Source organism: Pseudomonas sp. p50(2008) (genome assembly GCF_015351605.1).
Taxonomy (GTDB): Bacteria; Pseudomonadota; Gammaproteobacteria; order Pseudomonadales; family Pseudomonadaceae; genus Aquipseudomonas.
In genome coordinates, this window is record NZ_JACMYF010000007.1 from 92,538 (window position 1) to 107,538 (window position 15,001).

12 protein-coding genes are annotated in these 15,001 nt (G+C 59.4%); 7 read left to right on the top strand and 5 right to left on the bottom strand.

Going from position 1 to position 15,001, the window contains the following annotated elements:
• Positions 1–267: 267 nt before the first annotated feature.
• From H7698_RS20165 to H7698_RS20190, 6 genes are all read left to right on the top strand, one after another.
• Complete coding sequence (locus tag H7698_RS20165) at positions 268–1,623, top strand: imelysin family protein (protein WP_194692609.1); 1,356 nt, start codon at positions 268–270, stop codon at positions 1,621–1,623.
• A 289-nt stretch (positions 1,624–1,912) separates the two neighbouring features.
• Positions 1,913–3,340: a di-heme oxidoreductase family protein gene (locus tag H7698_RS20170; protein ID WP_194692610.1), complete on the top strand. Its 1,428-nt coding sequence runs from the start codon at positions 1,913–1,915 to the stop codon at positions 3,338–3,340.
• A 27-nt stretch (positions 3,341–3,367) separates the two neighbouring features.
• Complete coding sequence (locus tag H7698_RS20175) at positions 3,368–4,432, top strand: imelysin family protein (RefSeq protein WP_194692611.1); 1,065 nt, start codon at positions 3,368–3,370, stop codon at positions 4,430–4,432.
• Between the two features lie 14 nt (positions 4,433–4,446).
• Positions 4,447–5,544 (top strand): DUF1513 domain-containing protein, encoded by a 1,098-nt coding sequence (locus tag H7698_RS20180; protein ID WP_194692612.1) that lies wholly within the window; start codon positions 4,447–4,449, stop codon positions 5,542–5,544.
• Positions 5,545–5,807: 263 nt separating this feature from the next.
• Positions 5,808–6,956 (top strand): efflux RND transporter periplasmic adaptor subunit, encoded by a 1,149-nt coding sequence (locus H7698_RS20185; RefSeq protein WP_194692613.1) that lies wholly within the window; start codon positions 5,808–5,810, stop codon positions 6,954–6,956.
• Positions 6,957–6,969: 13 nt separating this feature from the next.
• On the top strand, positions 6,970–10,008 hold the full coding sequence (locus H7698_RS20190) for a multidrug efflux RND transporter permease subunit (RefSeq protein ID WP_194692614.1): 3,039 nt from the start codon (positions 6,970–6,972) through the stop codon (positions 10,006–10,008).
• 204 nt (positions 10,009–10,212) lie between these two features.
• Here H7698_RS20190 and H7698_RS20195 read toward each other — a convergent pair whose 3' ends face one another.
• From H7698_RS20195 to colR, 5 genes are all read right to left on the bottom strand, one after another.
• Positions 10,213–10,440, bottom strand: a complete 228-nt coding sequence (locus tag H7698_RS20195) for a hypothetical protein (RefSeq protein ID WP_194692615.1) — start codon at positions 10,438–10,440, stop codon at positions 10,213–10,215.
• A 2-nt stretch (positions 10,441–10,442) separates the two neighbouring features.
• Positions 10,443–11,156, bottom strand: a complete 714-nt coding sequence (locus H7698_RS20200; protein WP_162439434.1) for a lipopolysaccharide kinase InaA family protein — start codon at positions 11,154–11,156, stop codon at positions 10,443–10,445.
• Positions 11,157–11,160: 4 nt separating this feature from the next.
• Positions 11,161–11,829, bottom strand: a complete 669-nt coding sequence (locus H7698_RS20205; RefSeq protein ID WP_162439433.1) for a class I SAM-dependent methyltransferase — start codon at positions 11,827–11,829, stop codon at positions 11,161–11,163.
• Positions 11,830–11,987: 158 nt separating this feature from the next.
• Positions 11,988–13,271, bottom strand: a complete 1,284-nt coding sequence (locus H7698_RS20210; RefSeq protein ID WP_162439432.1) for a sensor histidine kinase — start codon at positions 13,269–13,271, stop codon at positions 11,988–11,990.
• Positions 13,261–13,944 carry a two-component system response regulator ColR gene (colR, locus tag H7698_RS20215; RefSeq protein ID WP_162439431.1) on the bottom strand — a complete coding sequence of 228 codons (684 nt, stop codon included), beginning with the start codon at positions 13,942–13,944 and terminating at the stop codon, positions 13,261–13,263. Before colR ends, H7698_RS20210 begins: the two co-directional genes overlap by 11 nt.
• Before the next feature lie 230 nt (positions 13,945–14,174).
• On the opposite strand from colR, the gene H7698_RS20220 reads away from it, so the two are divergent.
• Positions 14,175–14,918 (top strand): phosphatase PAP2 family protein, encoded by a 744-nt coding sequence (locus tag H7698_RS20220; protein ID WP_194692616.1) that lies wholly within the window; start codon positions 14,175–14,177, stop codon positions 14,916–14,918.
• The last annotated feature ends 83 nt before the right edge of the window (positions 14,919–15,001 follow it).

Sequence of the window (15,001 nt, forward strand, 5' to 3'; positions counted from 1 at the left end):
TGGCGAAGCCTGCGTCCGGCTGCGCAGCAGTCGCTCTACCTGACACCGAAGTTTGCCCGGATCAACGAGGCACCCGATTTCACGACGGCTTCGACGCCGAACGCAGGCTGCGCCAGCTGCTGCAGGTTTTGTATCGCCTGACCTGTCTGTGAATAAGAAATATTTCCACCTACATCCCTTTACACATAATGCGAAAGATTTGCATTATGTCGCAGCTTTGCGCGCTGACAGCGCCATTCCACCCCCTCTCGAAGCAGGATGTTCGCCATGATTCGTATGCCTCTGGCTACCGCCAGTCTGTTGGCCATCGCTATTTCCCTCGCCGGTTGTGGCGAAGGCAAAGACAAGAACGCCGCGGCACCAGCGCCGACTCCAGCCGCCAGCACCACCGCTCCAGCCGCCCCGGCTGCTGCACCTGCCGCTGCCGGTAAAGTCGACGAAGCCGCCGCCAAAGCCGTTGTCGCCCATTACGCCGACATGGTTTTCGCCGTTTACAGCGATGCCGAATCTACTGCGAAAACCCTGCAAACCGCCGTCGACGCCTTCCTCGCCAAACCGAACGCCGACACCCTGAAAGCCGCCAAGGCTGCCTGGGTCGCCGCTCGCGTTCCGTACCTGCAGAGCGAAGTCTTCCGCTTCGGCAACACCATCATCGACGACTGGGAGGGTCAGGTGAATGCCTGGCCACTGGACGAAGGCCTGATCGACTACGTCGACAAATCCTACGAACACGCACTGGGTAACCCGGGCGCGACGGCCAACATCATCGCCAACACCGAAGTTCAGGTCGGCGAAGACAAGATCGACGTGAAGGACATCACCCCGGAAAAACTCGCCAGCCTGAACGAGCTGGGCGGTTCCGAGGCCAACGTTGCTACCGGCTACCACGCGATCGAATTCCTGCTGTGGGGCCAGGACCTGAACGGCACCGGCCCTGGCGCGGGCAATCGTCCAGCGTCCGACTACCTGGAAGGCGCCGGCGCTACTGGCGGCCACAACGACCGTCGTCGTGCCTACCTGAAGTCCGTGACCCAACTGCTGGTCAGCGACCTGGAAGAAATGGTCGGCAACTGGAAGCCGAACGTGGCCGACAACTACCGCGCCACGCTGGAAGCCGAACCGGGTGAATCCGGCCTGCGCAAAATGCTGTTCGGCATGGGCAGCCTGTCCCTGGGCGAACTGGCGGGCGAGCGCATGAAGGTTTCCCTGGAAGCCAACTCCCCGGAAGACGAACACGACTGCTTCAGCGACAACACGCACAATTCCCAGTTCTACGATGCCAAAGGCATTCGTAACGTATACCTGGGCGAATACACCCGCACGGACGGCACCAAAATGACTGGCGCAAGCCTGTCGTCCCTGGTGGCCAAAGCCGACCCAGCCGCCGACACCGCGTTGAAAGCCGACCTGGCCGCGACCGAAGCGAAAATGCAGGTCATCGTTGATCACGCCAACAAAGGTGAGCACTACGACCAACTGATCGCTGCCGGCAACACCGCTGGCAACCAGATCGTCCGCGACGCCATCGCTTCGCTGGTCAAGCAGACCGGTTCGATCGAAGCCGCCGCTGGCAAACTGGGCATCGGCGACCTGAACCCGGACAACGCTGATCACGAGTTCTGATCAACGCTGACTGAACAGAAAGGCGACCTCCGGGTCGCCTTTTTCTTGCCTGATTTTTGCGTGACGCTGATGGCCCCATCGCTGGCAAGCCAGCTCCCACAGATTCGTCGGCGCTCGCAAAACCGGGCACACCACAATCCCTGTGGGAGCTGGCTTGCCAGCGATGGCGGCGCCTCGGTCTCACATGAAAACCATGCCCCACATCAACCAAACGATAATTCCTCTTATTCAATCTCCCGTGCCCTGTTAGACTTTGCGCCCTTGTTTTGCTCGTCTTGCAGGATGTCTGATGCCCCCGCTGCTTCTTCGCTTGCCCGCACTGTTTCTGGCCCTGGGCCTGAGTGCCTGCGATGACGCCCCGCGTTTTACCAAGGCCGAACCCGGTGAAGCCCGGTCCGGTGGCAGCACGACCGTGCGCAAGACCGATCAGAATTCCTTTTCCCTGCCGTCCGCCAATCTGCCGCCCTCCCGGCGGGTGGATTTCAGCGTTGGCAACAGCTTCTTCCGCAATCCCTGGGTGATCGCCCCCTCGACCACCACCGCGCGGGATGGCCTCGGCCCGTTGTTCAACACCAACGCCTGCCAGAACTGTCACATCAAGGACGGCCGCGGTCATCCGCCTGCGCCCGGCGCGTCGAATGCCGTTTCAATGCTTGTACGGCTGTCGATTCCCGATGCACCGGCGTTTGCCAACGTCATCGAGCAACTGGGGGTGGTTCCCGAGCCCGTCTATGGCGGGCAGTTCCAGGACATGTCAGTGCCCGGCGTGGTCCCGGAAGGCAAGGTGCGTGTCGACTACACGCCGGTGCCGATTCGCTTCAAGGACGGCACCGAAATCGAGTTGCAAAAGCCGACCCTGCAGATCACTCAGCTCGGCTATGGCCCGATGCACCCCGACACGCGTTTTTCCGCACGCGTTGCCCCGCCGATGATTGGCCTGGGACTGCTGGAAGCCATTCCCGAATCGGCAATCCTGGCCAATGCCGAGGCTCAGGCGAAAGACAACAAAGGCGTCAGCGGACGTCCGAACCAGGTCTGGGATGACGCCCAACAGAAAACCGTCCTTGGCCGATTTGGCTGGAAAGCCGGCCAACCGAACCTCAATCAACAAAATGTTCACGCGTTTTCTGGTGACATGGGCCTCACCACGAGTCTGAGGCCGATTGATGACTGCACCGACACGCAAACCGCTTGCAAGCAGGCCCCCAACGTCAACGGTCCCGATGGCGAGCCGGAAGTCAGCGACAATATTTTGCGCCTGGTGCTGTTCTACAGCCGCAACCTGGCCGTACCAGCGCGCCGCGATGTCGGCGCGCCCGAAGTGCTGGCCGGCAAGACCCTGTTTTTCCAGGCCGGCTGCCAGTCCTGTCACACGCCCAAATACACCACTGCCGCCAATGCCGCGGAACCTGAGCTGGCCAATCAAGTGATTCGCCCGTACAGCGATCTGCTGCTGCATGACATGGGCGAAGGTCTGGCCGATAACCGTACCGAATTCCAGGCCAGTGGCCGCGAATGGCGTACGCCACCATTGTGGGGCATGGGCCTGACGCAGGCGGTCAGTGGACACACCCGGTTTTTGCATGACGGCCGCGCCCGTAATGCGCTCGAGGCCGTGCTCTGGCATGGCGGCGAAGCGACAGCGGCGCAGCAACAGGTTTTGTCTTTCAATGCCGAGCAGCGCGCCGCGTTGCTGGCATTTTTGAATTCCCTTTAATACGCGTTCAATCAGCGGGAGCCCTACATGTTCCGTCCCAAATTGCTATTTACCAGCCTTGCCGCACTCGCCTTGGGCGCGTGTTCGCCACAGGATCCGCAAGCGGTCACGTCGGCGGCCATCGCCAAATCCGTGATCCTGCCGACCTACACCCGCTGGGTTGAAGCCGACCGCCAACTGGCCGTCAGTGCGCTCGCCTATTGCGAAGGCAAGCAAGACCTCGACACCGCTCGCGCCGACTTCCTGCACGCGCAGAAAGCCTGGGCCGAACTGCAACCGCTGTTGATCGGTCCGCTGGCTGAGGGCAACCGGGCGTGGCAAGTGCAGTTCTGGCCAGACAAGAAAAACCTCGTCGGCCGTCAGGTCGAGCAACTGGTCACTGCGCAACCGGAGATCGACGCCGCTGCCCTGGCCAAGTCGAGTGTTGTGGTTCAAGGGCTTTCGGCCTACGAATACATCCTGTTCGACAGCAAGCCCGACGTCGCCAGCGACGCGCAAAAAGCCAAGTACTGCCCATTGCTCAAAGCGATCGGCGAGCACCAGAAACTGTTGGCCGAAGACATTCTGAAAAGCTGGAACAACACCGACGGCATGCTCGCGCAGATGAGCAAGTTCCCGAACCAGCGCTACGCCGATTCTCACGAAGCCATCGCCGATTTGCTGCGCGTGCAGGTGACCGCCCTCGACTCCCTGAAGAAAAAACTCGGCACCCCGATGGGCCGTCAGAGCAAAGGCGTGCCGCAACCGTTCCAGGCTGATGCATGGCGCAGCCAATCGTCGCTGACAGGCCTCGAAGCCAGCCTCGCCGCCGCCAAATCCGTGTGGGAAGGTGTGGACAACAAAGGCCTGCGTGGCCTGTTGCCAAGCGATCAAAAGCCCTTGGCCGACAAGATCGACGCTGCCTACGCGGCGTCCCTGAAACTGTTCGCCAGCAACCAGCGCTCGCTGACAGAAATGCTCAATGACGATGCCGGCCGCCAGCAACTCAACGATATCTACGACAGCCTCAACGTCGTCCACCGCCTGCACGAAGGCGAACTGGCCAAGGCGCTGGGCATTCAACTGGGCTTCAACGCCAACGACGGTGACTGATGAGGGCAAGTGCGATGCTGCGACGTCAGGCTCTGACTTTAGGTAGTTTGCTGCTGGGAGCAGTGACACTGGGCGGCTGGACGCTGTTCAAGCAAAAGGACAAGAGCCCGCTATTGCTGTCGGCGCGGGACGATACCGATGGCAAGCATTACGCCGTCGGTTATCGGCTGGACGGCACGCGGGTGTTCGCCACCCAGGTCGGCCAGCGTTGCCACGACATCATCAATCATCCGACGCTGCCCATTGCACTGTTTGTCGCTCGTCGTCCGGGCACCGAAAGCTACCTGATCAACTTGCGTGACGGTGCCTTGCTGCAAACCGTGACGTCGCTGCCGAATCGGCATTTCTACGGTCACGCAGTGATTCACAAGAGCGGCGACTGGTTGTACGCCACCGAGAACGACACGTCCGATCCGGGCCGTGGCTTGCTCGGCGTTTACGCATTCGAAGGTGAGCGCCTGGTTCACCGCGGCGAGATTTCCACTCACGGGATTGGTCCGCACCAGGTGTCATGGATGCCCGATGGCGAAACCCTGGTGGTGGCCAACGGCGGGATTCGCACCGAGGCCGAAAGCCGGGTCGAGATGAATCTCGATGCCATGGAGCCGAGCCTGGTATTGATGCAACGCGACGGCACCCTGCTCAGCAAGGAAACCCTGGCCCAGCAGATGAACAGCGTGCGCCATCTGGGGATCGCCAGCGACGGCACCATCGTCGCCGGCCAGCAGTTCATGGGGGCTTCCCATGAATCTTCGGAGTTGCTGGCGATCAAGCGTCCCGGTCAACCGTTCGTGGCGTTCCCCGTGCGTGAGCACCAGCTCCAGGCGATGGGGCACTACACCGCAAGCGTCGCAGTGCACAGTGAACTGCGTCTGGTCGCGTTGACCGCCCCAAGGGGCAATCGATTTTTCATCTGGGACCTGGACAGCGGCGAAGTGCGCTTGGATGCGCCACTTCCCGATTGCGCCGGGGTCGGGGCGGTGGCCGATGGTTTCGTCGTGACCTCGGGCCAGGGCCGTTGCCGCTACTACGATTGCCGTCAGGACGATCTGGTCGCAAAACCGTTGGAACTGCCCGCAGGGCTCTGGGATAACCATCTTCACCTTATATAAATGCGGTCTCTGTAGCAGCTGGCGAAGCCTGCGTTCGCTCCGGGGTCGCGCTCGACCGAAGCAGTCGTAAACCCAGGCCCCTCGGCATGCCGGATATACCGCATAGCCTGATTTCACGACTGCTTCGCAGCCGAACGCAGGCTTCGCCAGCTGCTACAGGTCCGGGTGATGGTTACCTGTAAAACCTGCCAGTTGGAAACACCCTCACACTCGGAGTAATGTGCGGCACTGTATGCCCTGATTTTCTCCAAGGAAGTGGAAATATGCTGCGTCGCCGCATGCTGATCATGTTGGGTGTTGTCCTGCTAGTTGTGCTGGTGCTGGCCGCTTACAAAGCCTTTTCCATCTATACGATGATTCAAGGCTTCACTGCGCCGAAACCGCCAATAAGCGTCGCCGTGGCCACCGCCACCGAAAAACCCTGGCAAGCCCGTCTACCCACTGTCGGCACGCTCAAGGCGCTGCAAGGCGTGGACCTGAGCCTGGAGACCGACGGTACTGTTATCGAGCTGCAGTTCGAGTCAGGGCAAAAGGTCAAGGCCGGCCAACCACTCCTGCGACTCGACAGCGCCGTGGAAAGTGCGTTGCTGGAAACGGCGCAGGCCGACCTCGGGCTGGCCCAGCTCGATTACGGACGCGGCAGCCAGCTAGTCGGCAGCCAGGCCATTTCCAAGGGTGAGTTCGACCGACTGTCGGCGGTGCAGAAAAAGAGCAAGGCCACGGTCAATCAACTCAAGGCTGCACTCGGCAAAAAAAGCATCGTCGCCCCCTTCAGCGGGACCATCGGTATTCGTCAGGTGGACATCGGTGACTATCTCGCCACTGGCACCATGATCGCCACCCTGCAAGACCTCAGCAGCCTCTATGTCGACTTCTTCGTGCCCGAGCAGTCGGTACCGAAGATCGCCGTCGGCCAACAGGTACAGATCATCGTCGCTGCCTACCCGACGCAAACTTTCCCCGGCCTGATCAGTGCGATCAACCCGAAAGTCGAGAACACCACCCGCAACGTTCAGGTTCGCGCCACCCTGGCCAACCCCGACGGCAAGTTGCTGCCGGGCATGTTCGCCAGCCTGCAAGTGCTGCTGCCTGACCCGCAGCTGCGAATCGTCATCCCTGAAAGCGCGATCACCTACACGCTCTACGGCAATTCGCTCTATGTGGTCGCACAGAAGAAAAGCGAAGACGGCACGCCGGAAAAAGACGACAAGGGCCAACCGGTCCTCATCGCCGAACGACGTTTCATCGAAACCGGTGAGCGCCGCGATGGACAGGTGATGATCACCAAAGGTGTGCGCAAAGGCGAAAAAGTGGTGACGGCCGGCCAGATCAAACTGGACAACGGCGCGCCCATTGCCATCAGCGACGACAAGACTCTAGCCGAGCAGAACAGCCCGCCACGCGCGGACTGATCAAGGAATCCCCATGGCTTTTACCGACCCGTTCATCCGCCGCCCGGTGCTCGCCACCGTGGTCAGCCTGTTGATTGTCCTGCTGGGTTTCCAGGCCTGGAGCAAGCTGCCACTGCGCCAATACCCACAGATGGAAAACGCCCTGATCACGGTGACCACCGCCTACCCCGGGGCCAACGCCGAAACCATCCAGGGCTACATTACCCAACCGATGCAACAGAGCCTGGCGAGCGCCGAGGGTATCGACTACATGACGTCGGTCAGTCGCCAGAATTTCTCGGTGATCTCGATCCACGCACGTATCGACGCCAACACCGACCGTCTGTTCACCGAATTGCTGGCCAAAGCCAACGAGGTCAAGAACCAGCTGCCACAGGATGCTGAAGACCCGGTGCTGAGCAAGGAAGCCGCGGACGCTTCGGCGCTGATGTACATCAGCTTCTTCAGCAAGGAACTGAATAACCCACAGATCACCGACTACCTGTCGCGGGTGATCCAGCCAAAACTGGCCACATTGCCCGGCATGGCCGAAGCCGAGATTCTCGGCAACCAGGTCTTCGCCATGCGCCTGTGGCTGGACCCGGTCAAGCTGGCCGGTTTCGGCCTGACCGCAAGCGATGTGACCAACGCGGTGCGCCAGTACAACTTTCTCTCCGCCGCCGGCGAAGTGAAAGGCGAGTACGTGGTCACCAGTGTCAACGCCAACACCGAGCTCAAATCGGCTGAAGCCTTCGCTGCCATTCCATTGAAGATCGATGGCGACAGCCGGGTACTGCTCAGCGATGTGGCGCGGGTGGAAATGGGCGCGGAAAACTACGACACCATCAGTTCCTTCGGCGGCACACCTTCGGTGTACATCGGAATCAAGGCGACACCGGGCGCCAACCCGCTGGACGTGATCAAGGAAGTGCGCAAGATCATGCCGGAACTGGAAGCCCAGCTGCCGCCGAACCTCAAAGGTGAAATCGCCTACGACGCGACGCTGTTCATTCAGGCGTCGATCGATGAAGTGGTGAAAACCCTGTTCGAAGCCGTACTGATCGTCATTGTGGTGGTGTTCCTGTTCCTCGGCGCCCTGCGGTCGGTGGTGATTCCAGTAGTGACCATCCCGCTGTCCATGATCGGCGTGATGTTCTTCATGCAAATGATGGGTTACTCGATCAACCTGCTGACCCTGCTGGCGATGGTGTTGGCCATCGGCCTGGTGGTGGATGACGCCATTGTGGTGGTCGAGAACATTCACCGGCACATCGAAGAAGGCAAGACGCCGATGGATGCCGCCATCGAAGGTACCCGGGAGATCGCCATGCCGGTGATCTCGATGACCATCACCCTGGCGGCGGTCTACGCCCCCATCGGCTTCCTGACGGGGCTGACCGGAGCATTGTTCAAGGAGTTCGCCCTGACCCTGGCCGGCGCGGTGGTGATCTCGGGCATTGTGGCCCTGACCTTGTCGCCGATGATGTGCGCCTATCTGCTGCGCCATGACGAAAATCCCAGTGGGCTTGCCCATCGACTGGACCGGATTTTCGAAGGCCTCAAACGCCGCTACCAACGCATGCTGCACGGCACGCTCAATACCCGGCCGGTGGTGCTGGTGTTCGCCGTCATCGTGTTATGCCTGATTCCGGTGTTGCTCAAATTCACCAAGTCGGAACTGGCCCCCGACGAGGATCAGGGCATCATTTTCATGTTGGCCAACGCACCGAAAACGACCAACCTTGACTATCTGAACGCCTACACCGACGAATTCATTACCATTTTCAAGGAGTTTCCCGAGTACTACTCTTCCTTTCAGATCAATGGATTCGATGGCGTGCAATCGGGAATTGGCGGCTTCCTGCTCAAGCCATGGGGTGATCGTAGCCGTACCCAGATGGAGATCCTGCCGGAGGTTCAGGGCAAGCTGGAGAAAATTTCCGGCCTGCAGGTGTTCGGTTTCAACCTGCCCTCGTTGCCAGGCACGAGCGAAGGACTGCCGTTTCAATTCGCCATCAACACCGCCAACGACTATGAGTTGTTGGCACAGGTGATGGAGCGGGTAAAAAAACGCGCCGTAGAATCAGGCAAGTTCGCCTTCGTCGACGTCGACCTGGCCTTCGACAAACCCGAAGTGGTGGTGGATATCGATCGCGCCAAAGCGGCGCAGATGGGCGTGTCCATGCAGGACTTGGGCGGAACCCTGGCGACGTTGCTGGGTGAGGCCGAGATCAACCGTTTCACTATTGAAGGTCGCAGCTACAAAGTCATTGCTCAGGTTGAACGGCCCTTCCGGGACAACCCCGACTGGCTGAACAACTATTACGTGAAAAACACCAAGGGCGAATTACTGGCCTTGTCGACCTTGATCACCGTGACCGACCGGGCGCGACCGCGGCAGCTCAACCAGTTCCAGCAACTCAACACGGCCCGCCTGTCCGGCGTGCCTTTAGTGAGCATGGGCGAAGCGCTCGACACCGTCCGCCAGATCGCTCGGGAAGAAGCGCCGGTCGGGTTTGGAATCGACTATGCCGGCGCCTCGCGACAGTTTGTCCAGGAAGGCAGTGCGCTGTGGGTGACGTTTGCCTTGGCTTTGGCGATTATTTTCCTGGTGCTGGCGGCGCAGTTTGAAAGCTTCCGCGATCCGCTGGTGATCCTGGTGACGGTGCCGCTGTCGATTTGCGGGGCGTTGATTCCGCTGTTCCTGGGGTGGTCGAGCATGAACATCTATACCCAGGTCGGGCTGGTGACACTGATCGGGTTGATCAGTAAACACGGGATTCTGATCGTCGAGTTCGCCAACCAGCTGCGCAAGGACAAAGGGTTGACGGCGCGCGAGGCTGTGGAAGAAGCGGCGGCCATTCGTTTGCGGCCTGTCTTGATGACCACGGCGGCGATGGTGTTTGGCATGGTGCCATTGATCCTGGCGACCGGAGCGGGGGCTGTCAGTCGGTTCGACATTGGCACGGTCATCGCCACGGGGATGTCGATCGGGACGCTGTTTACTCTGTTTGTATTGCCGTGCGTGTATACGTTGCTGGCGAAACCTGACAAGCCAAAGGAACACGCATAACCCTGTGGGAACAGGTTGGTTCCTGTAGCCGCTGCCGAGGTACGAGGCTGCGTTTATGGTCCGCAGGACCGTCCTCAGGGGCCGCTTCGCAGCCCGACGCAGCCTCGTACCTCGGCAGCTGCTACAGGGTTCACCGGCCTCCACCCTCAAGCCCAAATAAAAGGCCTCGCATTTGCGAGGCCTTTTATTTGGGCTTCAATTTGTTCAACTCTGCGGCCTCATTCCCTGGGAAAGTCCGAACATGAACAGCAACAGGTCATGATCGGGTTGGGACGCTTCGGATGCTTTCGCGACCCGTGGCAGCGGACAGTGAGCGTCGCCGCTCACCGAACTGAGGACCTGCGTGCGGGGCTGCTCCCAAGCCGCCACCGCAATTGAAGCAACTGCCAAGGCTCCTACCAGAAACACACCTCGTGCAATTTCGAGTTTCATTGCTATAAACCCTTGATAGCGCTGCCAAACGCCGTCTCATAAAGGTAGACCAGTTTTTTCCAGTCCGTCGTGCTGAACGACGAGTGGCGGCGCAATTGCTTCATGTCATGGGCCGCGGCCTGGCGAGCCGTCAGACGCTGTCGGCACTTCTCCAGATCGATCAATGCGACCTCTACTTTGGCCGCTTCGCCTTCACCCGTGACACGGACAAAAACATGCTTGATGTAAATACAACTGTGCTGCCAGCGACCCTTGTGCATCCGCGCCAGATTGTCTGCCAGATCTTTCAGCACCCGGTCGTGTACCGCCTCACCTGAACGCTCGCGACCACCGCCGGCGTACCAATGTTCGATTTCCTCAAAGCCGTCCAGCGACTTCGTCACCAGCAAGGCGCGCCACTTGTGCACAGGATCGCGTTGAGCACCGCAGAAAACGACTTCTGGAACGCGTACGCCGATCTTGCGCAAACCGGTCAGCGCATCCAGTTCGCGCAAGACGGTCGGCCGTCCGAACGGGTGCAGCCAGCTGCGGTAGATATGCCCGGTCTGACGCTTGGCGTACAGCAGTTGACCATCGCTGCCCCGGACGCGCTGAACGCCGCTTTCACCACCGCGACGCACGTTAGGTTCTTCTACCCATTCACCGCGCTGATTCCAGAAATAGTCGAACCGATCGCCGGACGCGACCTCCGTTTCTGGTGCACATTGCACTGCCATCCTGTTACCTCTTGCGTAATACGTAAACTCGCCACATGGCATAGAGCGGTAAAAAATCCAGTTGTTCCTGGATGCGGAAACCCGCTTGCTCAAATTCTTTCTCGACCGTAACAGCTGGTAACACAAACCTATTTTGGTAACCTTCTTGCCCACGCGTTCTTTCAGAACGCTTGCGTTTCCAGGCTTTAAAGTTGCCATCCACCCACAGTGAAATGATCACGCTGTCACGAGTGACGCGCTCGAATTCACGCAAAATGGCCAATCGATGCTCGGCTTCACCAATGTGGTGCAGCAAGCGCATACAGAAAATGCTGTCGACGGCGTTATCAGGTAAGGCGATGTCGAAAGCAGATGTGTGCAAGGGTTGTACCCTTTTCACCACATCGGCCGGTTGCGCGCTCATAGCGATCTTGAGCATTGACTCGGAGTTGTCGGCACCGATGATTGCCCGATTGGATTTTTCCGCCAGCAACGGCCAGAAACGTCCTGCGCCACAGGGTAAATCCAGGACTAGCCCCGGTTCTCCGACCAGGGAAAGCGCCTTTCGTGCCATTTGCTCGTCACGCCAGTGAGACAGGCGACGGCCCAGGCCATCCTTGTGTTTGCGCAGATACCGTTGCGCATGTTGATCGTCATACTTCTCGGAAAAATCAAGTTTGATTGGCTCATCCATCATCAAATCTCCTAACTGCTGATGACGACTACCTTAGGTAGGGTCTTGTCAGTGTCAGGTCATTACTTTGTGAAAGATTTGTCATGTAAATCGGAGAAGTATTTCTAAATTTTACAGAATCGAGTAGTAGCCATGGGCCGCTACCCATTGAACACTTTTCAGCGCAGGCCCGAGGGACGAAGTTGGACCTCGAAACGACAGCCATTGGGTTCCATGGTCGTCAAGCTGACGACCCATCCCTGGTTTTCACAGATACGTTGCACCAACGAAAGCCCCAGCCCCAAACCTTCCCCGCGTTTCTCGGTCCCGCGCACGAAAGGCTCGAACATCGCTTCGCGCTTTTCCTCGGGAATCCCGACACCACTGTCTTCGACCAGGAAACCGGTGGGTGTCAGGGTCAAGCGGATAAATCCGTACTCGGTGTAGTGCAGTGCGTTACGCAGAAGGTTACCCATGACCGCGTGCAATAGCGTGGCGTTGTAGCAGGTGTCCGCGGGGTTACCCGGTTCAAAGATCAGCTTCAAACCTTTCGCCTCTATGGGCTCGCGCCATAGATTGAGCAACCCGTCGGCCACTTCGCCAAGGTTTTGCTGAAGCGTCTGGCTGGCGTCTTCGCGTTGCGCACGCGCCAGCATCAGGAAGGTTTGCACCAGCTCTCGCATTTCCTCGCAGGCGCGAGCGATTCGCTCGACCTGGGCGTGACCGCGCTGATCGAGGCCAGGGTTTTCCAGCAACAACTCGCAGGAACTGGCCAGTACCATCAACGGCGTGCGCAGTTCATGGCTGACGTCACTGGTGAACAGGCGCTCCCGGGTCAATGCCTGGCGCAGTCGTCCCAGCGTAGCGTCGAAGGCCACGGCCAATTCGCCCACTTCATCGGCGGCGTAGTCAGGTGCCAGTGGCGGAGCCAGGCCCAGCAGTTGATCGCGATGACGTACCTGGCGAGCCAGTCGCACGACAGGAGCCATGACTCTGCGCGCCAACACCCAGCCCAGAAATACTGCCAACGCAAGACTCAGTACAAAACCCACCAGCACAACGGCAAACAGCACCCGTTCACGCTCTTCGAAATCACTTTGATCCTGCATCAGCACGTAACGTCGGCCATCGACGACTTCAACCATTGCGTGATACGACAGCTGTTCGCGAAACACTTCGTGAAAACCAGGCTCCAGATGCCGCAAATCCTTGGGCAAGTCGAAGTCGCCAGGCCCACCGCTGAAATAAAACAGCTGGTCCGGCTCCGGTCGATGGCTCCAGTCCGAGACACTGTCCATCAGCAGCAGGCGCTGTAGATCGCCGCCCAATCCTGCCGAGATCAGTTTTTCTTCCACCAGGTGCACCGTCGCCACAATGCCCATGGCGAAAGCGCCCGCAACCAACGCGCTCATCAGCGCAAAGGCAATGATGATCCGTTGAGCAAGGCTCTGTTTAAACTCCATCTCGACCCTCGGCCAAGCGATAACCGACACCGTGAACGGTCTGCAGCAACGGTTTGGCGAACGGTTTGTCGATCACCTGGCGCAACTGGTGGACATGGCTTCGCAGGCTGTCACTGTCCGGGCAGTCATCGCCCCACAGCGCTTCTTCGAGAATTTCCCGGCGCAGGACGTGCGGGCTTTTCTGCATCAACACGGCCAACAACTTCAGGCCGACCGGGTTGAGTTTCAGCAAGCGACCTTCGCGGGTGACTTCCAGAGTATCGAGATCATAGGCCAGGTCCCCGACCTGCAACGTACGCCGACCGCCACCTTGCGCACGGCGCATCACCGCTTCGATTCTTGCGGCCAATTCAGACAGGGCGAAGGGCTTGATCAGGTAGTCATCGGCACCGGACTTGAAGCCCTGCAGGCGGTCGTCCAGTTGATCGCGAGCGGTGAGCATGATCACCGGGGTGTCGCGGCGGGCATCTTCGCGCAAGCGTTTACACAGGGTGTAGCCGTCGATACCGGGCAACATGATGTCGAGCACGATCAGGTCATAGTGCTCGGTGGCCGCCAGGTGCAGGCCTGACAAACCGTCTTGCGCGCAATCCACGGTGTAGCCTTTGAGCCCCAGGTAATCCGCCAGATTGGCCAGGATATCGCGGTTGTCTTCAACCAATAGAATTCGCATGGGTAACTCCTCCGTACACAGTGACGGCCGTCTTGGCCCGCGCAGCTTAAGGCCAAGTCAGGCTCAGGGCTAGGACTGTGTGCAGATGTAAATTGGCCATGCAAGCCTGTTCGAGCCTTGACGACTTTTTCACTATCGATTCACACGTAGACGACAGAGTCCGGTTCAAACTCCGCGCGGCTGCGCTTTCTGAACACTTCACAGAACACTTTACAGAACAAGGAATTGCCATGGTGTCCACCACTGCCCGCCCCACCTCGCGCCCTCTCAATTTCTGGGTGTGCCTTGGGGTTCCTGCTGTCGCGGCAATTGTTCTGCTGCTGCTCGAACTGACTGACCTGGACATGGCCCTGGCCAACCGGTTCTATGACCCGGCCGCCGGTGCTTTCGTCGGACGACACAGTTACTTCCTGGAAAACATCCTGCACGACCGCGCGAAACAGGTGGTCATTGCTTTCTCGGTGCTGGCCATCTTCGGCTTCATCGGTTCTTTTTTCATGGAAAAGCTCAAACCGTTCAAGCGGGAGCTGGGATGCCTGGTGCTGTCGCTGGCGCTCGCGACGTCTTTTGTCACGCCGGTCAAGGCGGTGACCGCGGTTCAGTGCCCATGGAGCCTGGAGCAATTCGGTGGTCATGAGACCTACAGCGAATTGTTGAGCCCGCGCCCGGCCACCGATAAACCTGGACGTTGCTGGCCGGGTGGCCATGCGGCGACGGGTTTCACGTTGTTTGCGCTGTTCTTTGTGCTGCGTGATCGTCGACCCAAGCTGGCGCGCAAGGCGTTTGTCTTTGCGTTTGCGCTGGGGTCGGTGTTCTCGGTGAGCCGGATGATGCAGGGCGCGCACTTCTTTTCGCACAATGTGTGGACGGCGATTTTTTGCTGGCTGATTTGTCTGGGGGCGTATTACTACGTTCTGTATCGGCCGGCCTCCAAGGCTGAACGCGCGACCAAAGCACAACCCATCAGTGCCTGATCCTGCGTCATCGCGGGCAAGCCCGCTCCCGCAGGGTGATGCTGATCCTGTGGGGGCGTGGCTTGCCCGCGATGGCCGCGACT